General features: G+C 43.1%; 26 protein-coding genes. 10 read left to right on the top strand and 16 right to left on the bottom strand.

Translation table 11 applies throughout. From position 1 onward, the window contains the following. Window positions 1–33: 33 nt before the first annotated feature. From rplB to GO495_RS08385, 14 genes are all read right to left on the bottom strand, one after another. The gene (gene rplB, locus GO495_RS08450; RefSeq protein ID WP_089782470.1) at window positions 34–867 is read right to left on the bottom strand and encodes a 50S ribosomal protein L2; all 834 of its coding nucleotides are present in this window, start codon (window positions 865–867) and stop codon (window positions 34–36) included. Window positions 868–953: 86 nt separating this feature from the next. Beyond that, window positions 954–1,253 carry a 50S ribosomal protein L23 gene (gene rplW, locus GO495_RS08445; protein WP_089782469.1) on the bottom strand — a complete coding sequence of 100 codons (300 nt, stop codon included), beginning with the start codon at window positions 1,251–1,253 and terminating at the stop codon, window positions 954–956. Between the two features lie 51 nt (window positions 1,254–1,304). Further along, window positions 1,305–1,943 (bottom strand): 50S ribosomal protein L4, encoded by a 639-nt coding sequence (rplD, locus tag GO495_RS08440; RefSeq protein ID WP_089782468.1) that lies wholly within the window; start codon window positions 1,941–1,943, stop codon window positions 1,305–1,307. Window position 1,944: 1 nt separating this feature from the next. Further along, on the bottom strand, window positions 1,945–2,562 hold the full coding sequence (gene rplC, locus GO495_RS08435) for a 50S ribosomal protein L3 (protein WP_089782467.1): 618 nt from the start codon (window positions 2,560–2,562) through the stop codon (window positions 1,945–1,947). Window positions 2,563–2,780: 218 nt separating this feature from the next. Next, window positions 2,781–3,086, bottom strand: a complete 306-nt coding sequence (gene rpsJ, locus GO495_RS08430; protein WP_012789286.1) for a 30S ribosomal protein S10 — start codon at window positions 3,084–3,086, stop codon at window positions 2,781–2,783. A gap of 1,238 nt (window positions 3,087–4,324) precedes the next feature. Continuing rightward, complete coding sequence (locus GO495_RS08425) at window positions 4,325–4,927, bottom strand: porin family protein (RefSeq protein WP_157299272.1); 603 nt, start codon at window positions 4,925–4,927, stop codon at window positions 4,325–4,327. A 158-nt stretch (window positions 4,928–5,085) separates the two neighbouring features. Continuing rightward, complete coding sequence (locus GO495_RS08420) at window positions 5,086–5,874, bottom strand: polysaccharide deacetylase family protein (protein ID WP_157299271.1); 789 nt, start codon at window positions 5,872–5,874, stop codon at window positions 5,086–5,088. Between the two features lies 1 nt (window position 5,875). Further along, window positions 5,876–6,646: a glycosyltransferase gene (locus GO495_RS08415; protein WP_157299270.1), complete on the bottom strand. Its 771-nt coding sequence runs from the start codon at window positions 6,644–6,646 to the stop codon at window positions 5,876–5,878. A 103-nt stretch (window positions 6,647–6,749) separates the two neighbouring features. Beyond that, on the bottom strand, window positions 6,750–7,841 hold the full coding sequence (locus GO495_RS08410) for a glycosyltransferase family 87 protein (RefSeq protein WP_157299269.1): 1,092 nt from the start codon (window positions 7,839–7,841) through the stop codon (window positions 6,750–6,752). 312 nt (window positions 7,842–8,153) lie between these two features. Continuing rightward, window positions 8,154–10,301, bottom strand: a complete 2,148-nt coding sequence (gene fusA, locus GO495_RS08405) for an elongation factor G (protein WP_157299268.1) — start codon at window positions 10,299–10,301, stop codon at window positions 8,154–8,156. Between the two features lie 357 nt (window positions 10,302–10,658). Then, window positions 10,659–11,126, bottom strand: a complete 468-nt coding sequence (rpsG, locus tag GO495_RS08400) for a 30S ribosomal protein S7 (RefSeq protein ID WP_157299267.1) — start codon at window positions 11,124–11,126, stop codon at window positions 10,659–10,661. A 34-nt stretch (window positions 11,127–11,160) separates the two neighbouring features. Next, window positions 11,161–11,541 carry a 30S ribosomal protein S12 gene (rpsL, locus tag GO495_RS08395; protein ID WP_012789278.1) on the bottom strand — a complete coding sequence of 127 codons (381 nt, stop codon included), beginning with the start codon at window positions 11,539–11,541 and terminating at the stop codon, window positions 11,161–11,163. Between the two features lie 105 nt (window positions 11,542–11,646). Further along, window positions 11,647–11,955 carry a hypothetical protein gene (locus GO495_RS08390; protein ID WP_157299266.1) on the bottom strand — a complete coding sequence of 103 codons (309 nt, stop codon included), beginning with the start codon at window positions 11,953–11,955 and terminating at the stop codon, window positions 11,647–11,649. A gap of 15 nt (window positions 11,956–11,970) precedes the next feature. Beyond that, complete coding sequence (locus tag GO495_RS08385) at window positions 11,971–13,089, bottom strand: branched-chain amino acid aminotransferase (RefSeq protein ID WP_240915192.1); 1,119 nt, start codon at window positions 13,087–13,089, stop codon at window positions 11,971–11,973. Between the two features lie 171 nt (window positions 13,090–13,260). Between GO495_RS08385 and GO495_RS08380 the strand changes: the two genes are divergently transcribed. Genes GO495_RS08380 through GO495_RS08335 form a run of 10 tightly spaced genes read left to right on the top strand, consistent with a single transcriptional unit; the run spans window position 13,261 to window position 21,035 of the window. Continuing rightward, window positions 13,261–13,758 carry a hypothetical protein gene (locus GO495_RS08380; RefSeq protein ID WP_157299265.1) on the top strand — a complete coding sequence of 166 codons (498 nt, stop codon included), beginning with the start codon at window positions 13,261–13,263 and terminating at the stop codon, window positions 13,756–13,758. Between the two features lie 9 nt (window positions 13,759–13,767). Beyond that, window positions 13,768–14,346, top strand: a complete 579-nt coding sequence (gene rdgB, locus GO495_RS08375; RefSeq protein WP_157299264.1) for an RdgB/HAM1 family non-canonical purine NTP pyrophosphatase — start codon at window positions 13,768–13,770, stop codon at window positions 14,344–14,346. Continuing rightward, entirely contained in the window at window positions 14,347–14,781 is a 435-nt protein-coding gene (locus tag GO495_RS08370) for a thioesterase family protein (protein ID WP_157299263.1), read from the top strand. A 10-nt stretch (window positions 14,782–14,791) separates the two neighbouring features. After that, window positions 14,792–15,373 carry a nitroreductase family protein gene (locus tag GO495_RS08365; protein ID WP_157299262.1) on the top strand — a complete coding sequence of 194 codons (582 nt, stop codon included), beginning with the start codon at window positions 14,792–14,794 and terminating at the stop codon, window positions 15,371–15,373. Window positions 15,374–15,433: 60 nt separating this feature from the next. Beyond that, window positions 15,434–18,028, top strand: a complete 2,595-nt coding sequence (locus tag GO495_RS08360) for a mechanosensitive ion channel family protein (protein ID WP_157299261.1) — start codon at window positions 15,434–15,436, stop codon at window positions 18,026–18,028. 50 nt (window positions 18,029–18,078) lie between these two features. Continuing rightward, window positions 18,079–18,510, top strand: coding sequence for a thioredoxin family protein (locus tag GO495_RS08355; protein ID WP_157299260.1), 432 nt, complete (start codon window positions 18,079–18,081; stop codon window positions 18,508–18,510). Continuing rightward, window positions 18,510–19,403, top strand: coding sequence for an FAD:protein FMN transferase (locus GO495_RS08350; protein WP_157299259.1), 894 nt, complete (start codon window positions 18,510–18,512; stop codon window positions 19,401–19,403). The genes GO495_RS08355 and GO495_RS08350 overlap by 1 nt, the downstream gene beginning before the upstream one ends. Next, window positions 19,390–19,611: a DUF4266 domain-containing protein gene (locus tag GO495_RS08345; RefSeq protein WP_157299258.1), complete on the top strand. Its 222-nt coding sequence runs from the start codon at window positions 19,390–19,392 to the stop codon at window positions 19,609–19,611. The genes GO495_RS08350 and GO495_RS08345 overlap by 14 nt, the downstream gene beginning before the upstream one ends. A gap of 6 nt (window positions 19,612–19,617) precedes the next feature. Continuing rightward, window positions 19,618–20,826 carry a DUF3570 domain-containing protein gene (locus GO495_RS08340; protein ID WP_157299257.1) on the top strand — a complete coding sequence of 403 codons (1,209 nt, stop codon included), beginning with the start codon at window positions 19,618–19,620 and terminating at the stop codon, window positions 20,824–20,826. A 44-nt stretch (window positions 20,827–20,870) separates the two neighbouring features. Then, complete coding sequence (locus tag GO495_RS08335; RefSeq protein ID WP_157299256.1) at window positions 20,871–21,035, top strand: phosphatidate cytidylyltransferase; 165 nt, start codon at window positions 20,871–20,873, stop codon at window positions 21,033–21,035. 146 nt (window positions 21,036–21,181) lie between these two features. Here the strand turns inward: GO495_RS08335 and GO495_RS08330 are convergent, their stop codons facing one another. Both GO495_RS08330 and GO495_RS08325 read right to left on the bottom strand, forming a co-directional pair. Next, window positions 21,182–21,469 (bottom strand): GIY-YIG nuclease family protein, encoded by a 288-nt coding sequence (locus GO495_RS08330; RefSeq protein ID WP_089782448.1) that lies wholly within the window; start codon window positions 21,467–21,469, stop codon window positions 21,182–21,184. A gap of 94 nt (window positions 21,470–21,563) precedes the next feature. Next, a complete protein-coding gene (locus GO495_RS08325) occupies window positions 21,564–22,694 on the bottom strand; it encodes a glycoside hydrolase family 76 protein (protein ID WP_157299255.1) in 1,131 nt (376 codons plus the stop codon). Window positions 22,695–22,705 lie beyond the last annotated feature (11 nt).

Genomic DNA, 22,705 nt, shown 5'->3' with positions numbered 1-22,705 from the left:
CTGCGTAAGGCGGAACTAGTAAAGCGTTAAGTTTTATAATTTCTTGCCGTTTTTCCTGCTGATGATCAGTTTATCAGAGCTCTTCTGCGATTTTCTGGTTTTCAGACCTTTCGCATATTTACCTGATCTTGATCTTGGGTGACCGCCGGAAGATTTACCTTCACCACCACCCATCGGGTGATCTACAGGGTTCATCGCAACACCACGGGTACGTGGGCGGATACCTCTCCAACGGTTAGCACCTGCTTTACCGATAGACTGTAATGCGTGATCCGAGTTAGAAACAGTACCTACAGTCGCAGAGCAAGTGATCAACACTTTACGCAGTTCACCGGAAGGCATTTTCAGGGTAGCATATTTTTCCTCCTTGTTGGACATCTGTGCATAAGTACCGGCGCTACGAGCGATTGCACCACCTTTACCAGGCTGCAGTTCGATATTATGTACAACTGTACCTAAAGGCATATTTCTTAATACCAGGCAGTTACCTACTTCCGGAGGTGCATCAGGGCCACTTAATACAGTAGCGCCTACCTGCAGGCCCTGCGGAGCAAGGATGTAACGTTTTTCACCATCTGCATAGTTCAGCAGAGCGATGAATGCGCTACGGTTTGGATCGTATTCGATGCTCTTAACAGTAGCAGGAATAGAGTGTTTGTCGCGTTTGAAGTCGATGATACGGTAGTGTTGTTTGTGACCACCACCTATGTATCTCATAGACCTTCTACCCTGTGCGTTCCTACCACCACTTTTGGAGATAGGCTCCAGCAGACTTTTTTCAGGGGTATCCGAGGTAAGCTCTGCGTACGCGTTGCCTATTTTCCAACGGGTACCGGCTGTCATCGGTTTGTATTTCTTCAGTGCCATGATCTAGTGTCTTGTTTAACTAGTTTCTGTTTATAAAAAGTGATCTGTATATACATCCATCATCCTGCGGTTAGCAGGAATGAGCACTATATGTTAGCATACAGATCTATAGTTTCTCCTGGGGCCAGTGTTACCACTGCTTTTTTGTAAGCAGGTTTTTTACCAGCTATGAAACCTGCTTTGGTAAAGCGGAATTTGCTTTTACCTGGCATTACGGCAGTGTTCACATCTGCTACGGCAACACCGTAAAATTCTTCCACTGCTTTCTTGATCTCCAGTTTGTTGGATTTCTTATCTACTATAAAGTAGTAGCGGTTGAATTTATCAGTGGCTTTGTTCACCTTTTCACTTACCACCGGTTTGATTAAAACGTCTGAAAGTTTCATCTTTTATGCTTTGAGCTGCGGCATGGGCCACAACCTGTGTTTGTAATTTGATTAAGCTTCTACCGGTTCCTCTGTGAAGATTTTAGCAGCGCTTTCTGTGAATACCAGGGTATTGCTGTTCATGATATCATAAGTATTGATATCGCTGAGCATTACGCTGTCAACAGAAGGCAGGTTCCTCAGGGACAGGTATACATTATCATTGTATTCTGGCAGAATAACTAAAGTTTTACGGCCATTTACATTTACTTTCAGACTGTTCAGGATACCAGCAAACTGTTTAGTTTTAGGGGTATCGAAGTTTACGTCCTCAAGAATGATGATATTGTTTTCCTTAGCCTTGATAGAGAGAGCAGAGATCTTAGCGAGATCTTTTACTTTTCTGTTCAGCTTAATGTCGTATCTGTGTGGTTTTGGTCCGAAGATAGTACCACCACCCTTGTACAAAGGGTTACGGATATTACCTTTACGTGCACCACCAGTACCTTTCTGTTTGTGTAATTTGCGGGAAGCACCTTTCACCTCAGCTCTTGTCTTTACCTTGTGGGTACCCTGACGCTGAGCGGCGAGGTATTGCTTTACAGCCAGGTAAATCACGTGATTATTGGGCTCTACACCGAAAATTTCTTCGGGAAGCTCAATAGATCTTCCGGTTTTCTTACCTTCTATATTTAGAATATCTACTTGCATGTTACTTCTGGATTAAAACGATTGAACCATTGTGGCCGGGAACGGAACCACTTACCAGGATATAATTCTTTTCAGGGAATATCTTCAGTATTTTCAGACCTTTCACTTTCACTTGTTCGTTACCAGTCTGGCCTGCCATACGCATACCCTTGAAAACGCGGGAAGGATAAGATGAACCACCAACAGAACCGGGAGCTCTGCTTCTATCGTGCTGACCGTGTGTAGCTTCACCAACACCGGAGAATCCATGACGTTTTACAACACCCTGGAAACCTTTACCTTTAGAGGTACCTACTACTTCGATTGTTTCGCCTTCTGTAAATATATCTGTGGTGATGGTTTCACCGAGGGCTTTTTGTACGTCCGGGTTGCGGAACTCTTTTACAAATCTTTTGGGGGAGGTGCTTGCTTTCGCGAAGTGATTTGTTTCTGCTTTGGTAGTGTTTTTTGGTTTCTTTTCACCAAATGCTACCTGAATAGCGTTGTACCCATCTGTGGTTACATCTTTAACCTGAGTTACAACGTTAGGACCAGCTTCGATAATGGTACAAGCAGTTTGCTTTCCATTAGGCTCGAAGATACTGGTCATGCCGATCTTTTTACCAATAATACCTTTCATTTTATATATATTTTACCCAGCGCCTGAGGGATTTCCAGCTATCCTCAGGATGGGCGGTTTAAATGCTTTATTGGGCGGCCACCCAGAAGGTGTGACCTGTATGTGTTTGTTGCGGGTGTTATTTCCCCTATTGGCTATCCGGCCGAAGCCTTATAACCAGGAAACAACAAGTCATATTATATCAAACAAGGCAGGCCTTTCGCCCACCTGCAGATGTACTACGCCTTAATTTCAACTTCCACACCGGAAGGTAAATCCAGCTTGCTCAACGCGTCTACAGTCCTTGAAGAAGAAGTGTAGATATCCAGCAAACGCTTGTGCGTACACAACTGGAACTGCTCACGTGCTTTCTTGTTCACGTGTGGTGAACGTAACACCGTAAAAATTTTCTTTTCAGTTGGTAAAGGTATTGGACCTGTTACCACGGCGCCCGTGTTCCTCACGGTTTTAACGATCTTCTCAGCAGATTTATCTACCAGATTATGATCGTAGGACTTCAGCTTGATTCTAATTCTCTGAGACATATGCAATGAACTTCTTCTTTTTTCCCATTTACAATTTGGGAGGGCAAAGGTAACCCGTTTTTTTTATTTCACAAATAAATTGTGGAAAAAATAGTGAGATCTCCACAATGGTTGAGGATATTATGCCCATAACCTGTAAAATTACCTCTTATACATCTATTGATAGTCAAGTCCTAACGAATCTTTACCCTACTGCTTCAGGTCAAAAAAAGCAGGCCACCGGAAACCGGTGGCCTGCTCTGTCTGGGAATGCAATAAGCAATAGTTTCATTCCTGAAAATGTTCAACCGGGTAACCCGCCCGGCAGAAAATTCAGCAAGTCTGAAACTAAGCCAATACCTGGTCAAATAAATCCATAGTTGTTTTCGAAAGGCTGTTCATGAGGTTAATGCCTACTCTGTTACTTGGTTTTCGGCAATCCCAATTGTTCCCAATAGCCGGAAACATGCCTGTAAATTAATTGCAAGCACCCAAATAAAAGCTGTTCATTTCGTTCATTATCAATCAGTTTAACCATTTTATTCAGTGCCATAAAATAGCCTGTTTATTTAGCAATCAGGAATGAACAAAAAAATCCCCTTGCCGTAACAAGGGGATTCCTTTAAAAATTTGAAAATGCCGCGTTGTGGCTTAACATTTTCTCATGGATCAAGAGGGCTGAGGCTACAAACCACCCAGCAGTGATTGCAACAATGCCAGGATTGTTGCCAGTAATTGGTTTAACAGGTCCATATAATGGTCGTTCAGACGTGTAATGCCTACTCTATTCTTGGTTTTCGGCAATCCCAAAGGCGATGATCATCTTCCTGAAATAAAATTAACGGCAATATTCAATACCACAATCGTTCATTTTATTCATTTTCAATGACTTGTAAGATGGGAAAAGGCTCTGGTACAATACCAGAACCTTTCAATGTGCAACATTGTGGTGCTTAGAGTCCGCCCAGAACAGTTTTAATAAATTTCATCAGTGCAGAAAGAATGGTAGCTGTCATGTCTTACATATTGATGTTAAGCCTACTCTGTCACTGGTTTTCGGCAATCCCAGGAGTAACAGGCACCTGAGAGTAAACCCGCTTTCCGGGATAAAGTTAAAGGGTATCGATTGCATTAAGTCTGTTCATTACATTCATTATCAAGATGTTCGTTCAAATTGTTCAAAGTGTGTACATCTTTACATAAAACGGGAAAAACAGCTATAAAGCTGTTCTTCCAATACATTCATGTAATCAGTTTTCTTATTTCATCATCTTTTCCTCGCGCATAATCTGTTTTGCCTTTGATGTTGGCAGGAAGATCTGGAACCCCAAACTAAAACCCAGGTTCTGGGAAGTAGTAGAGTTCCCTCCGCCAACGATCAGATCGTATTTCAGTAACGCGTCTAACGCTACGTTAGGCGTAATGAAATAGGATAAGCCGGGGCCGACACCTAATTGCACGCCATTAGTAGAAGCGCCACTGGCCGGATTCTGACCACCAAATCCAGCATTTGCTTCTACAAAGAAACGGGCTCGTTTGGAGAACTCCAGTTTCTCTGTATTCTTATCGTGGACATAATAACGCGCCAATGCTCCTACCCCATAATTCACATCAGAACCGGCACCATTGCTGGTTGACAGTCCGAAATTAACATACCCACCTATTGCCAGGTCGTCTTTGATAAAGTAAGCCAGCTTGGGATTTAGATTGAAATTAAACCGGGTACTTGATTTCTGGAAGGTGAAACCAAAGTCCGTGATGTCTGAACCTACCATTAAATTACCTTTTTGCGTTTGCGCAACTGCTGTGGTGCCAATAGATAATGCCATCAGGGCGATGGTTAGTGTTGGGATTCTTTTCATGTTATGAATTTTTGTTTTAGTTAATACCTGCCATCGAAAATTCATAGGACGCTACTTTAAGCCATTAGGATAACATAGGAAAAGCTTGAATAAAAAGGTAGGTATCAGGGGCTTACATACGTATATAAGCTATCTTTTCAAAAAGGATGCCACAGTGGTTAATAGTTTTCATGCAATTGATTGTTCAGCCATTCAATATGAGGGCAAAACTCCCCTTTCTGCTGTAAGAATTGCAGAAAGCTTTCCAGCCGCGCTTTCATTTTAAGCCCGCTTACGCGGGAGATATAAGCAGGCAGGCTGTACTTTTCGAGATCGCACAATTCCCAGGGATGAAAATAACAGGAAAGTACGTGGTCTTTATTCAAAATGATATTGCTGAAATATCTCGTTACAAAACCCGGCATATTCTTCACACTTAGCCAGAAGATGGGATAACGGATCAGGGGGGAAACGGATGTTGGAATGATATAGCAGTCTTTTTCAGTAAACATCGTCCTGGACTTGTCCCAGTTATTATATCTTCCCGGCAGCCAGGTGGGATTAACAGACGCATCATAGACATAACCCGCTGCCTTTAAGGCCATATAATCCACCTTTTGCAGACGGGGCATCCGAAAACCATACACCTGCTTCCCGGTTATTTTTTGCAGCACAGTTCTGGAACTTTCCAGATGAGCGAGCTCGAAATCGCTATGAAAATGTGCATGGGAAGCGACTTCATGCCGAACGGCCAGTTGCCGTACCAACTCCGGATGATGCTGCGCCCAGTAAGCGGTTACAAAAAAGGTCGCCCTTACATTGTATTTGTCGAACAGATCCAGCATTATCAGCAATCCCTTACGTGAAATATTCAATTTATCTTCGGGGCTAACCCTTACCCCATATTCTTCCGGAATATCAAACTCTTCTACATCCACACTGATTAATAATTTCCTGCTGGTATTCATTTTACTTTGATTTTAATATAGAGATATAATTCAATAATTCGCGGCATAACAATCTTAGACCAAAAGAGGAGAAATTAATTTCAGGTCTGCATGTAATATCAACAGCTGTAATATTTAATCCTGATAATTTAGATGCTTTATGAATAAATTCGCTGTCATACAGAAACCCGTCTATTTGTGTAGCTAACAATAGCTGCCGTCCATTATAGTTAACGCCTTTAAGACCGGCCTGTGCGTCTCCTACTTTTAAACCTAAAATATGCCTGTTCAATATCCGGCTGATCAATGTGACAATTTTCCTTTTCATTGGTAATACCTCCAGGTACAGTTTGCCTCTTTCTCCTGCAACGATATCTGCGCCTTCTATCAACTGCATGTATACCTGTTTCAGCACCGTTGTTCCAAAAGGAAAATCCAGGTCTGTATAGATCTGAAAATCATACCAGCCTCTCCTGACACCTTCCCTTACTGCATAACCTTTTCCCCTGTTCACCAGATTATCAACAATAATGATATCAGGTATTGCCTTTCGCAGTGCAGTAATTTCAACGGGACCAAAATTCCTGACCGATCCATCATTGACCACAATCAACTGTACGGGGACATTTTCCATGATGTTAACCAATTCAGTAAAATGATGTTCCAATGTTTTTACCCAGCCCTCAGGAGGATTAAAGCATGGTAAAATGAGATCAAATCCCGAGGTCATTACCTGTTTGTACCTAGGTTTTGTACCAACAGTTACATGTTTAATAAACAGCTGTTCAGACATAACGTATTTTTACATACCACCCCCGTTCTGCTCCGTTGGAACGGTCAGTTAATTAATAAATTTTAATCCTCTTATAATATATATGTGTCTATGCTACACTACTTTACTTTTTAAAAACGGTAGATATTTTCAGTCCCCCTATAGCTGCCTGTAAAAAAAGAAGTACAACAGCACAAGGCAACGCTTTTACGTGCCAGGCAATAGCATATTGATTAATACAGCGGGGAATAAGATCAGTGGGAGATAGTGATACAATGATGAAAGCCGACCAGAGTAATATATTCCGCCACCTTTGTTGCAATGGCATCATATAACAGCCTATACCTACACCTGTCATGGCAATTATGTAGGTTGGAGCTTCTGTACTCTGATTAAATATAACCACCCATATAAGCAGGTATGTGGTGAGCAACCAGGGATATACCGGTGTTGGTTTTAAATACCCGCAAATCAACGCATACAATAAGCCGATGACTGCAAGGCAAAGCATCATCTTATCAAAACCGGCAATCAATGCCGGGCCTAAACCCAGCATTACATGTAACATGCCCAGTAAAGAACCGTCTTCTTTTATAGTAGAACTTGTTAATAGCTGTCCCCAATCAGTATAATGCTGTAACAATTGTGCAGGAGAGATAAAAAGTAGTGGCAAAGCCGAGCCTATAATACCACAGAACAGGCTCCATCCAATAAAGGCGCCTTTACGTGGAAAAAAGAGAAACGCCAGCGCAACGATAGCTCCATAGCCTTTTATGAAGAAGCCCAGACTGGCGAAAAGCGCTGCACGGAAAGACTGCCCTCTTTGCAGATGGATTACTGTGAGTAGCATAAAGGCTGCAACAGCAGGATTAGTCTGCTCTGACTGTATAGCATTACTTAGCTCTATAAGCAGGAACCAGCTTATGGAGGACTTTACGCTTACCTCCAGTGGCAACTTACGCAATGTGTACAGGAACAGGGCTGTACTTGCCAGCAACCAACATAGTAATCCTATCTCTTTCGGCAATATTGCAAAGGGCGCAAATAGTATAGGAAAAGAGGGATGGTATAGGAAGTAATCGTAATATTCGGCCGGATACAATTGATATAATGGCATCCCATGAATAAGATGATAAAAAGAAGCCCGGAAGATGACAAAATTATTGTACCGTTCTGTCAGAATCGCCTGTACATACAATATGATCGTTATGAGCATATATATGATTCCAATAGTAAGCGGGTGCATTATCCTGGAGAATAGTGCAGGTCGCTTAACGGAAGGTGTAATAAAAACCATACAGATATAGGTATCAGTTACTTAGAAAATGTAATTTAACAGTATTTAACGGTAGTTAACACTAATTAACACTTTATAAAACGCGATATTACGAAAGAAGTTACAGGCTCTGCAGGGGATTAATCAATTATTAATCATTTCTTAAGCTGTTTTTAAGGTGGGAGACTAACAAAAAAAAGTCCGTCCAGCATAAAGCAGGACGGACCATATAAATTTAGAACGTATTCAGAGTTAGTCTGCGTTCACTTTACCTTTCACTTTTGCTATTTCCTCTTCAGCGATGCTGTTAGGAGCAGGTGAATAGTGAGAGAACTCCATGATAGAAGATGCACGACCAGATGACATTGAACGAAGCTGGGTTACATAACCGAACATTTCTTTCAATGGCACTTTAGCCTTGATTACCTGTACACCATTTCTCATTTCCATACCTTCCAGCATACCACGACGACGGTTCAGGTCACCTGTAACATCACCCATGTATTGGTCAGGCGTCTGTACTTCCACTTTCATGATTGGTTCCAGTAAAACTGGTTTGGCTTTTTTACCGGCCTCACGGAAAGCAGATTTAGCACATAACTCAAATGACATAGCATCGGAGTCAACCTGGTGGAAGGAACCATCAAACAGACGTACTTTCAGATTATCCAGAGGATAGCCAGCTAATACACCATTGTTCATGGATTGTTCGAAACCTTTCTGTACAGAAGGGATGAATTCTTTAGGGATAGATCCTCCAAAGATATCGTTCACGAACTGGAATGATTTACCGTCATTTTCTTTCAGCCATTCAGCGTCAGCAGGTCCGATCGTAACCTGGATGTCCGCGAATTTACCACGACCACCTGTTTGTTTCTTGTACACTTCGCGGTGTTCGATGGTGGTAGTCAGTGCTTCTTTGAATGCTACTTGTGGCGCACCCTGGTTAACTTCTACCTTGAACTCGCGACGCATACGGTCAACGATGATTTCCAGGTGAAGTTCACCCATACCGCTGAGGATGGTCTGGCCGGTTTCTTCGTCTGTTCTCGCTCTCAGGGTAGGATCTTCTTCTACCAATTTAGCGATTGACATACCCATCTTATCCATATCTGCCTGTGTTTTAGGCTCGATGGCGATGTGTATTACAGGCTCAGGGAAGGTCATTGATTCCAGAATAATCGGATGATCTTCGTTACACAGGGTATCACCTGTTTTGATATCTTTAAAACCTACAGCAGCTCCGATATCACCGGCTTCGATGAAATCGATAGGGTTCTGCTTGTTGGCGTGCATCTGCATGATACGGCTGATACGCTCGTTCTTACCTGTACGTGTATTCAGTACATAAGAACCAGCATCCAGGTGACCAGAGTAAGCCCGGAAGAATGCAAGACGACCTACGAAAGGATCGGTCATGATCTTAAAGGCCAGTGCTGCGAATGGTTCTTTAGCATCTGGTTTACGTTCGATTTCTTCGCCATTGTCAGGATTAGTTCCTTTTACAGCATCGATATCCATTGGAGAAGGCAGGTAACGGCAAACGGCATCCAGCATTTTCTGTACACCTTTGTTCTTGAAGGAAGAACCGCACAACATCGGAATGATCGCGATGTCGATAGTAGCCTTACGGATTGCTTCGTGAATTTCGTCTTCAGTAATTGAGTTAGGATCTTCAAAGAATTTCTCCAACAGCTTCTCGTCATAATCAGCAACTGATTCTACGAGTTTAGCTCTCCACTCTTCTGCTTCGTCCTTCATGTCCGCAGGAATTTCGATTTCCTGGTAGGTAGCACCTTTACCTTCTTCATCCCAGATAATACCTTTCATAGTGATCAGGTCAACCACACCTTTGAAGGTATCTTCAGCGCCGATAGGCAGCATCAGGGGAACAGGATTAGCACCTAACATTTCCTTCACCTGTTTTACCACGTTCAGGAAGTCAGCACCGGAGCGGTCCATTTTGTTAACGAAACCGATACGGGGTACGCGGTAACGGTTAGCCTGACGCCAAACGGTTTCAGACTGAGGTTCAACACCGGATACGGCGCAGAACAACGCTACCAGACCATCCAGTACACGCAGGGAACGTTCTACCTCTACGGTAAAGTCCACGTGACCGGGAGTATCAATGATGTTAAATTTATACTCTTTTGAATCTGGCTGAATCTTTCCCTGTAAGGTTGGGAATTTCCAGAAACAAGTAGTCGCAGCAGATGTAATGGTAATACCTCTCTCCTGCTCCTGTGCCATCCAGTCCATGGTGGCAGCACCTTCGTGCACTTCCCCAATTTTGTGGGATTTACCTGTGTAATACAGGATACGCTCTGTGGTAGTGGTTTTACCCGCATCAATGTGCGCCGCAATACCAAAGTTTCTCTGAAATCTTAAGTCTGCCATATAATATTAAAATGACTGTATATAATACAATTTGGGGGGCAAAGGTAACTATTATTTACCAATAAATAAAACGTCCTGTTTTGCCAAATTGTTATTTTCTCCGGCTTTCGTCAACAATTACATTTTCATTACAAACCGGTTGTCGCTCACAGCGACAAGTGCGCGGTTAATATGGGTGAGACATGGATCATCCATGCTTCAGGTATGAAGGAGACATGAAGGAGACATGAAGGAGATATGAAGGAGCCCCTCAAAAAGTGGTTTCTTTCAGGCATATAAAAAGGGAAACACCCCGGGGTTATCCCGGGATGTTTCCCTTATATCTTTATAAACCATCTACCTTAGCGGCAGGAGATTTTAAATCCTGAAGTGAGAGAATGCCTTGTTAGCTTCTGCCATACGGTGGGTATCTTCTTTCTTTTTGAAAGCAGCACCTTCACCTTTGCTTGCAGCTACGATTTCGCTAGCCAGCTTCTCAGCCATGCTCTTACCATTCCTTTCACCTGCGAAACGGATCAACCATTTCATACACAGGGAGATCTTCCTGTCAGGACGAACCTCAGCAGGGATCTGGAAGGTAGCACCACCGATACGACGGCTTCTAACTTCTACGGCAGGAGTTACGTTCACCAGAGCTTTCTTCCAAACCTCGTAACCGTTATCACCGGTCATCTGGCTTACTCTGTCGATCGCATCATAAAATATCCTAAAGGCAATGCTTTTTTTGCCCTGTTCCATCACGTTGTTAACAAACCGTGTTACCTGTTTGTCGTTAAAGCGCGGATCCGGAGCCAAAGGCATCTTTTTTGCAGCTTGCTTTCTCATTTTATCTGAAAGATTTCAACTTTTTTATAATGTATTATTTCTTAGCCTTTTCCTTTTTCGTACCATACTTGGAACGGCTCTGCTTCCTATCCTTTACACCGGCAGTATCCAGAGATCCACGTACTATATGGTAACGCACACCTGGCAAGTCTTTTACCCTACCACCGCGAATCAACACGATAGAGTGTTCCTGCAGATTGTGCCCTTCACCCGGAATGTAAGCGATCACTTCCACTTTATTCGTCAAACGCACCTTCGCTACTTTACGTAGTGCAGAGTTAGGCTTCTTAGGAGTAGTAGTGTACACACGTGTACATACACCACGGCGCTGCGGACAGCTATCTAAAGCCCTGGACTTGGATTTAGCCCGGATAATTTCTCTTCCTTTTCTTACTAATTGCTGTATAGTAGGCATTCTACCTAGTTTTTTTTTCTGTCGGTTTACAATGACATCCAAATCACCCAGAATGGGAATTTGGGAGGGCAAAGGTATACTTCTCTGTGTTAATAACAAAATGTTTTAAACATTTTTTTCCGGTCTCTCGCTATTCAGCGCTTTCACTATCACCTCCCACTCCTCCTTTAAAGGAATTTCAGGCATCTTTCGCCCCGCACGTGCGTACCAGTATCGGGCATTTCCATTATCGCCCTCCTTCCTGTGAAGGTAGGCATGTACCCAGGCTGCTGTATCATCACCCAGGTCCTCTATAATATCATGTGCCTTCTGCCAGTTACCTTTTCCATCCCACCAGAGTGCCCGGGAATAAGACGACAGCCCTTGTGGCGGCGCTTCCAGACTCAGAGATGTTATAAAATCTGCAAGTGTCATGCGTATAAAGATAGATTAAAGCGCGCTACTTCCTACTTTATAATTCCAGTTACGGGTATCTTCTGCCCTGCCGGTGCGTATAGCATCCAGACGCTCAATCACTTCCGCTCCTACAGAATATTTGGTAGTATCCAGCTTAATCAGGTTTTCCTTGTAGTCCAGCTGCTCTACGTAAGCTACGCTGGAAGCCGTACCGGTACCAAATACTTCCTTCAGGCTGCCATCTTTCCAGGCAGCTACCACCTCTTCTATAGAGATAGGTCTTTCCTCTACTGTGAGTCCCATATCCGTTAAAATATCCATCACACTGGCCCTGGTTACTCCTGCCAGGATAGTTCCCTGAGTCAGATCAGGTGTAATAGCTTTATTACCAATGATCACAAATACGTTCATGGTACCACACTCCTGCAGATTTTTGAACGCTGCCCCATCTACCCACAATATTTGGTCATACCCCTGTTTTTTAGCCTGCATGGTAGGGTACATGGCGCCACCATAGTTACCGGCGGCTTTGGCATATCCTACGCCTCCGGGAAAGGCCCGTATATATTTATCCTGCACCAGCAGTTTGATAGGCTTATTAAAATAAGGACCTGACGGAGATGTTATAATAACAAACTTATATGTATCAGAAGGTTTTACACCAATAAACTCATCGGCAGCGATCATAAAAGGACGCAGGTACAAAGAACTGCCCTGGTTGGCAGGCACCCATTTACGGTCTGCATCGATCAACAGGTCCATCCCGCCAATAAACAACCATTCAGGTACAGATGGCATACCCATCCTTTCTGCAGAGATATTGAAACGCGCATAGTTATCATACGGACGGAAAATCATAGGTTCTCCTTCCTGGTCCTTATACGCCTTGATTCCCTCAAAAATGGCCTGCCCGTAATGCCAGGCGGCATTGGACGGACTTACCGACAAATGCTGGAAAGGCAGTATCTCTGCGTTCTTCCATTCCTGCCCATCGAAATCTGCTACCAGCATATGGTCTGCATATTTCTTACCGAATTGCAGGTTGTTGAAATCAATTTCGCCTATCCTGCTTTCTTTCGTCAGGTTCAGCTTTATTTTCTTTAAAGCTTCCTCCCGAACGGTGTTTGTTGTTGGATGATCTACTGCCATCATGAGACTTAATTAGTTTTGTTTTGATGTTTTTCTTAACCGTGAAGATTTCAAATCTAAAGTCGGAAATCGTGAATCTAAAATTGAATACACTTACATTTGCTCACTGCGAAATGCAAATAAACTGTTTTTTCCCCAAGCGGGACCTTTACATTTATTTAAAACTATACACTTATGTCTCTTGATCAGGTTCAACTGGACCCTTATCTGTTAGCCAGGATATATACCCAGCCGATTGTTCCGGGGAAAAACAGTCCTGCGCCAAAAGTACAGGAAGCGCCTCCTAAGGTGAAATTTTTAGGAGAAAATCAAAAAAACATAACTCTGTTAATACAAAACGAAAGTGAGGCATATTTAAACGATGAATTATTTAATCTCCTCACCAATATCTTAAATGCCTGTAAACTAGGTATGCAGGACATTGCACTCATAAATATATCACAATATCCTGCAATGCCCTTTACAGCATGGCAGGCCGCTGTTCCCATGAAACAGTGCGTACTGTTCGGGATATCTCCTGCCAGCCTGGGCCTGGAGACTTTTCCTACTTACCAGGTGATGCAGGTAAGCGGCTGCCAGCTACTGTACTCCGATGCCTTTTTAGATATTTCCCAGGATAAGGTCCTGAAAGGAAAATTATGGACGGGCCTGAAACAGCTCCTGAATGTTTAAATAATTGCGATGACACTTGTATTTGCCACCAACAATGAGAATAAAGTAAAAGAGATCCGTGCCGTACTGGGAGACAGCTTCTCCATTATCACCCTGCAGGAAGCTGGTATCGATATAGATATCCCGGAGCCTCATGATACACTCGAAGCCAATGCTACAGAAAAATCCGTTACTATTAATAATATGACGGGGAAAAATTGCTTTTCGGAAGATACGGGCCTGGAAATACCAGCCCTGCACGGTGCTCCGGGCGTATTATCTGCCAGGTATGCGGGTGAACAGAAATCTGCTGATGACAATATCAGCAAAGTATTGCAGGAGCTGGACGGTTCTTCCAACCGTAAAGCTCAGTTCCGCACCGTTATCTCCCTTATCCTGGAAGGAAAAGAATACCAGTTTGAGGGGATCTGTCCGGGTACGATATTGACGGAACGCAAAGGTGGCAAAGGATTTGGATATGATCCCATCTTTATACCGGACGGTGCGGCAAAAGCATTTGCAGAAATGGATATAACTGAGAAAAACCAGTATAGTCACCGGGCAAAAGCATTTCATAAACTGGTTAACTTTTTGAAAAACAATAATTAAATGGCTAGAGTTAGAATAGACCTCCCGGAAAAGCTGGGCTTTACGACACAGATCCAGATAACCATTAAAGATGTAAATTATGGCGGGCATGTGGGCAATGATTCCATCCTGTCATTGATACACGAAGCAAGGATCCGCTTCCTGGCATCTCTGGGTTACCAGGAGCTGGATAAAGAAAAAGGATTAGGACTTATTATGGCGGATGCTGCCGTAGTATATAAAGGCGAAGGCTTTCACGGGGACATTTTTGATATCGCCGTTGGTACAGGTGATATCTCTTCCTTTGGATTTGATATCTATTACCGTATTACTACTACGCGGGAAAATAAAACAATCGTTATTTCAGAGGCGAAATCAGGGATGATTTACTTTGATTATAATGAACGGAAAGTAGGCCGTCTGCCGGAAGCATGGAAACAAAAACTGACCTTATAAATTTTAAAGCATGGATATCGCCAACCTGACAAGCATCATCGAACAACGCAGGAATATCAAACCATTCAGCATGAATGGTAAAAAGATTCCCGATCAACAGGTACAACAGTTAATACAACTGGCCGACTGGGCTCCTACGCACGGTTATACTGAACCCTGGTATTTTGCAGTATTTGCAGGAGATGCCGTAAAACGCTTCTGTAATGATCATGCAGAAATATACAAAGCCAATACGGCTCCGGACAAATTCATCCCGGGTAATTATGAAAAATTACAGCAACAGGGAGATCTTGCTTCGCACGTGATCGTGATTTGTATGAAGAGAGGAAATAAACCTCAGATTCCTGAATTAGAAGAAATAGTTTCAGTAGGATGTGCTGCCCAAAACCTTTGGCTGGGCGCTACAGCTTTAGGACTGGCTGGTTACTGGGGCTCCGGAGGAATGACCTTCCACCCTGCTATGAAGGAATATCTTTCCCTGAGAGAGGAAGATAAAGTGCTGGGGATTTTTTACCTCGGATATACAGATGAACCTGCACAGGTGGGTCGTAGATTGAAACCAATGGAAGAGAAAGTAAAGTGGGAGAAATGATTATTTTTTAGTGATGGTGCTTCGCACCATCACTAAAATCAAAATTTAAATTGTTTGTACATGCTGATCCATACCCCCCGGAGCATTCTTATCATCCTGCTCTGCCTTTTATCTTTTACAGGGATTCAGGCACAGGTCATTAAACCTGCTGCCAAGCCCATGGACAGCGCCACCCTCAGCAAAATTATTTCTCAACAGGTAAAAGATACCGCCTCCGGTAAATCCACGCTTAAATTATCTGATACATCCGTTGCCGTTATCATCAACAGATTAGAAAGTTATACCCTCATGCTGAACCAGGTAATGAGTACGCTAAGACGCGGACTCGATACCGCCGGTATCAGTGAAAATCTTCCTTTAATAGATTCTTCTTTATTAGTTATCAAAAGAGATATTGCCAGCTTAGGCAGCACTCCTAACGTACATGACATCTATACCAACCGGGTATTATTGCTGCAACTGGAATGGAGATTAGATAAATGGCAGGATAATCTTTTTAAATACTATGACCGCCTGGTAAATATCAGCGATACCTTACAACTACTACGGAAAGATACTGCCATGCGCAACATCCCCGCAGAAGATCAGCTGCGTGATATTTACGTAGGACAAATGGCGACATTGATAGGAAAATGGCGGCAGGTAGACAGTGCGAATAAACGAAACCTGTTGTACCTGGGGCTATTACAGAACAAAGTAGCGAAGAGATATATTGAGTCTACCAATCTGTTGGAAGACATGGATTTCCAGTTATCCGGATTTAGCTCCAGAATGTTTAACAAGGACTTTAGCTATTTATGGGAACCTCCGCTGCCCAATAAAAAAGGTCCGAAGTTTACACAGGTGTTAAGTCATTCCCTGCGTAAGAACATCAGCGTACTGGAGATCTTTTATGCAGTACGAAGACCCTTGTTTTTCATATGGTTATTGGCAGGTATTGCCTTTTTATGGTGGGTACGGTTTAATACAAAGAAGATAAGACTACATCATGAACCTACAGAAGCAGAATCTATCTTACAGCATTCAAGATATCTGTATCGTCATCCTATTGCCAGCGCTATCCTATTAGTAGCGACATTTACTTCATTATTATCTATCCAGTATCCTATTCTATATGCAGAGATAGCATGGGGAATTACTGTCCTTTCTGCCACTTTTATCATCAGGGAAAATATTCCTGTTCATATTTTTAAAAGATGGTTATTCCTGGTGTTATTACTGGCTATTTACTGCGTGAATAACCTGTTGATACAGGCCACCTTTACCGAGCAATGGGGCCTTTTTGCAGGAGCGATCCTCTCTATTACATTAGGCGTTTATTTATTACAGAGCCTGCGTAATACAACCCTGCCATTGCCGAAATATTCCCGTTCTGCGATATGGCTGTTCATCCTCATGAGTTCCTTTTCTCTTTTATTGGTAATTATAGCACGGGTTACCGCGGCTAAGATCATTGGAGCGGCAAGCGTAGTGAATATTACAATGGCCCTGAGCATTGTGCTGATGGTTGAAATATTAATGGAAGCTATTTATTTACAGGTAGAGGCCAATAAAGATTCCAGCACATTTATCTCTCTGATAGATTATCAGAATATCAAGAATAAACTTAAGGCCTTCTTTTATATCATCGCTACTATAGGATGGCTAGTGCTGATGACCCGTAACCTGTATATTTATGACGCTATTTATGATTTCGTCAGCGAGTTCCTGGGCGAAGAACGTAAAATCGGGAATATCACTTTCTCGTATAGCAGTGTGATCATCTTCTTATTGATAATCTGGATATCTACAGTGATCACGCAGATCATCTCTTACCTGATGGGCTATACCGGTAAAACTTCACAACCCCGTAAAGGAGTGGGTTCGGCAATATTATTAATACGACTGGCCGTATTAGGCGCCGGTACGCTGCTGGCCTTTGCAGCATCCGGGATACCAATGGATAAAGTGGCCATTGTAATTGGCGCATTGGGTGTTGGTATCGGTTTCGGTTTGCAGAATATTGTCAACAATCTTGTATCCGGAGTGATACTGGCATTTGAAAAACCAATAGAGGTGGGCGATGTGATAGAGTTAGGTACCCGTTCCGGTGTAGTAAAAGAAATAGGCATCCGATCCAGTAAGATATCTGCAGGAGATGGTTCTGAGGTGATTGTCCCTAACGGGGACCTGATAGCCCAGCAACTGGTAAACTGGACAGTGAATAACCGCACCCGTAAGATAGATCTGCCCATAGGCGTTGCTTATGACTCGGATATTAAAGCAGTCTCTGATATTCTTAAAAAATGTATTAAAGAACAGGAAGGCGTGCTGGAAATACCCGAACCCGCGGTATTACTGGCTAATTTCAGAAATAATGCGATCGACTTTTTAGTTTCGTTCTGGATTAGTGACCTTGGACAGGCGGGGACTTTGAAAAGTGAAATTCTGATAGATATTTATTCTCAATTACAACAGGCAGGGATTAAGATTGCGCATCCTTCTCCGCAACAGGTGGAAATCAGGATGGGACAGGATGTTTATCGGAAGGAAGAAAATGTCCCCCAAACCGGGACACAAACAGATGAGGTTATACCAGTCGAAAAGCCGGCTGGTCCGCTCATTAAGAAACAACAGGATTCGTCCGAAAAGCATCCGGACCAGGAAGGTATATAGTATTTTTAACTATATTTGCGCGGTAGCCATGCCATAAAAATCATCGCATTATGCGACTTATTCTGTTACTGTTCGTGGGAATGTGGTTCTCTTGTGCGGTTTGTGAAGCACAGATTATGCAAAACCCCAATAAAGCATTCGACCTGGCAAAAAAAACAGGCAAAAAGGTAATGCTGGTTTTTTCAGGTTCTGATTGGTGCATCCCCTGTATACAATTCAACAAGGCCATATTATCCGACAGTATCTTCCTGCGCTTTGCAGGAGATAATCTCGTGCTGCTGGAAGCAGACTTCCCCCAGCGTAAAAAGATAGCTGCCCCCTTACGCTCACAATACGATTCCCTGGCAGCCGCTTTTAATCCTGAGGGGGCCTTTCCGCATATAGTGCTGCTAAGTCCTGAAAAGAAACTGATCACAGCCGTCCCTGTAAGGCAACAATCCCCTTCTGATTTTATCAGTACCCTCAAACAACTGCTTAAGTAATGCCTGATAACAAGCTCCATATCCGCTTAATGGGTTCTGATTTTGAACTGATAGGAACGGAGCAAAGGCTGGAACAGGGTGTAGCTGAAATTAAAAGGATAGAGGCATTACTCACAGAGTTCAATGATACTTCTGTTACGGCGCAGCTGAATGCCAATGCCGGGTTACAACCGGTTACAGTACCAGCCGAGGTATACCAGCTGATACAACGTTGTCTGCGCTTAAGCGCTATCTCCCAGGGAGCCTTTGATATTTCTTCCGGCTTACTGAAACGCCTCTTTAATTTCAAACAACACAATTTTCAGTGGCCTCAATCGTCTGCAATAGCAGACGCCCTTCAAAAAACCGGCTACCGCTATATTACGTTACTGGATAATAACCGTATCCTGTTACAGCAGAAAGGTATGCGGATAGGTTTTGGGGCGATAGGGAAAGGATATGCCGCAGATAAGGTAAAGGCATTGTGGATAGCTGCGGGAGCGAGCAGCGGCGTGATAAATGCCAGTGGCGACCTTAGCGCCTGGGGTAGTGAACCCTGGAAAGTAGGTATTGCAAACCCTGATGATCCTGAAAAGATGCTAATGTGGCTACCTGTACAAAATGCGTCTGTAGCAACGTCTGGTAATTATGAACAGTATATAGAAAGGAATGGTATCCGTTATTCACATAATATAGATCCCCGAACGGGCAAACCGGTCCCCTATATTAAAAGCGTAACAGTGATAAGCCCCAGTGCAGAATTGTCGGACGCCCTGGCAACGGCCGTAACAGTAATGGGACCTTCCGTAGGACTGGACTTCATTAACCAGTTACCGGATGTACATTGTATCATCATCGATAGTAAGAACAAGATATTTCAGTCGGAAAAGATTCAAATACATGCAAAAGCATAAGAGCGGCATATTAATCATCATTCTTGTGGTATTGTTACTACAGGCTTGTGCTACGGTAAAGCCTTATCAGCGGCAATATCTGAATGATGCCAATATGCAATTAGGAAAAGCAGGAATAGAAAAATTAGATGAAAGCGCACAGTCTTACCGTGAAGGGAGTAGTGGTGGCGGAACAGGGAAAGGTAGCGGAGGATGTGGTTGTAACTGATCAGACATGAAAAGAATATTTGTTGCGGCAGCCTTGCTGATGGCTTATTTTACAGCAACTGCGCAAAAAAGGAACGATAGCACGGTATATAAGAAACAACAACTTGCCAAATCGGATATACAGCTGCTATTTTCTTATTATACACAGGATGGGGACCATTCTGCGGTAACCGGAGGTAAAGGTACGGAGAACCTGCAGGTATATGTATCCGAGTTTACGTTGACGCATCAACGTGATTCTGTAAATTCAGGATACCTGAATGCAGGCATAGATGTGATATCTTCTGCTTCTACGGACAATATTGATTATGTATTATCCTCTGCATCCCGCGTGGATAAGCGGTTTCATATTGCAGGCGGGTATAACCGTCTGATGAAGAAGTCTGGTATTACAGCGGGTATTAATGCAGGTTTTTCGATAGAGTCCGATTACATGTCTCTGCCTGTAGGCGTTTCTGTCTCTCATGATAATGCTACGCATACCCGGCAGATATCAGCATCCCTGCAATGTTACTTTGACGATCTGCGCTGGGGAAGATTTGATCCTGATTATTATTATCCGAAAACATTAGTATATCCTGTAGAGTTGCGTGATCAGCAATGGTTTGATATTTACCGCCGCTCCTCTTATAATCTTAGTCTGGCATTATACCAGGTGATTAACCAGCGTATGCAGCTGGCGATTTATCCGGAGCTGGTATATCAGCGGGGATTGCTCTCCACTCCTTTCCACCGGGTGTATTTTAACACCGGACTGGTGAAAGTAGAGAATCTTCCACGTGAAAGATGGAAGGTGCCACTGGCGGTGCAGCTGAATACATTCATTGGTAATAACGTGATACTCCGCTCCTATTACCGGTTTTACCGGGACAACTTTGGTATTACCGGGCATACCTTTCAGCTGGAGTTACCGGTGAAAACCAGTCCTTTATTTACATTATCTCCTCTTGTACGTTTTTACACACAAACGCCTTCCAGGTATTTTAAGCCTATTGATCAGCATCTGCTGACGGAAGACTTCTACACATCTGATTATGACCTGAGTAAGTTCAATAGCTACAAAGTGGGTATTACAGGGCGGTATGCTATGTTTAAACCCATATTTAAGCATAGTGCTTTTCAGGAAGTGGCACTGCGATATTCCTTCTACAAACGCTCAGATCAGCTGTCTGCACATATTGTATCGCTGTTGCTGGATTTCAGACATATGAAGTAATAGTCTGGCACAGAGTATGATATACCACATCTAAATCAGATGATATGAAAAACTTACAACTGGCATTATTCAGCTTCGCCATCCTGTTATTAAGCAGCTGTGAGGTAGTAGGCGGTATTTTCAAGGCAGGTGTATGGACAGGCATCATTGCAGTAGCTTTTGTAGTGATCCTGATTATTTTTCTTATATCGCGCGGCACCAAAAAATAGTTCGAAGCTACAAATATGAGGCTCCTGCCGGAGCCTGTTTACCTGGATTATCTGGTAAAATATGGCACAACAAACTTAGCTCCATCAGGAACTCCGTGTTTGAAGATAATATGTCATTCTCTGTCAGGAGCCCCTGTTTGTGGCAGCTAATCACTTAAATCATTGCTGATAAATCCTTTAGCATAATATTCCTGTTGGATCTTCCCCCAAATCCAGGCACGTCCCTTGCCGGATTTCAATAACCACTCCCGTTTCATGGCAGTGGGCTTGTCTTCAAAAACTTCCAGGTAAATAACTTCCCATGGCCTGTATTGCAGTGTCCATCGCTGACGCCCATGTATATTATGGAAGTGAAATCTTTTTACAAGGTTTGTAGTATGCCCTGTATAAATCTTCTCATTACTCCGGGAAAATAGGATATATACGATATACATAGTGTCGGTTATGCCGGAAAACAAAAAGGTTACCCTTGTGAGGTAACCTTTTTATCCGCCAACTATTTCATAGTGGCCATAAATATACTTATTATTAATTTATCAAATTCAACTCTTTTAGTCTTGCTGCGGCTTCTATCAGCATTGCACCACTCAATTGAGTAGTAAGGTCTGTAGTAGTCGCTTTTGTAGTCCAATTCGTATTAAACAGTACCTGAGGGCGGGAAGTTCCCTGTAACCACAATGTTTCCGCATTCAGTTGCAGGAAGCTGATATACTTCGCGGCATCAGTGCTGCTCAGGTTACCATCAGTAATCAGTAACATCATATAACGCACCAGGATACCTTTGAATAAACCACCGTCCCCGGCGCCTTCATCTTTCATGATATTGTCACTACTGAAATCCCCTGCCATTGAGTTATTTGCTGTTTTCACCGCATCATTCAGATAGGTATTATCACTGGTGATCTTGTAGAGTTCAATACCTGCACCGATATAAACACCCTGATTGTAAGTGAACTTCCAGCTTTTATTGGTACCGGTAGCATCGAGTCCGTCCCATACCAGTCCGGATACAGGGTCCACCAGGTAATCCTTTTGCCACTGGTAGATTTTCTTGGCCCATACCAGATCATCCGCATTACGGTCCAACTGGTATATACGGGAAGCGATGATACTTGCAGGAGCATTGGCAGGGGTATTTTTATTCTGTCTGTCTTTGTTCCAGTAGATCCCTCCGCCAAAGGCATCGTCCCATCCCCCTTTGATATCATTCCACAGCAGTTCGGCAGTGGTTTTATAACGGTCATCACTGGTAGCTTCATAAGCACGCAGGCAGGCTAAGGTCATCCATTCCATATCATCGTAATAATGATTGATATAGGTACCGCCGTTCTTTGTTTTCATACCATCCAGTAAATCGTCCATCCTTGTTTTGATGGCCGGATCATTGGTGCGCAGGTAAACATCTACAAGCACATCCAATGCATGTGCATTGGGCCAATAGTTGAAAGTAAGATCACCTGCATTGTTTTTATTGAAGGTCTTGCTGCTTTGATTATAAAAGCTGCTGATCAGTGTTGAAGAAGAGGAATCTGCGATCAGGGGCCAGTTATATATATAGCTGGTTTGTCCTGCTCCAGGTCCCGGACCATCATCTACCGGTTCTTTCAGGCAGGAAGTAAAGGCAGTAGCCAGTGTTAATAAAATGAAGATTCTACGCATATGCTAATCAG

The sequence above is a fragment of the Chitinophaga oryziterrae genome, assembly GCF_009758125.1.
In the GTDB taxonomy this organism is placed as follows: Bacteria; Bacteroidota; Bacteroidia; order Chitinophagales; family Chitinophagaceae; genus Chitinophaga; species Chitinophaga oryziterrae.
Note: the sequence above shows the minus strand (reverse complement) of the source record. Positions and strands in the feature narration are given on the sequence as shown.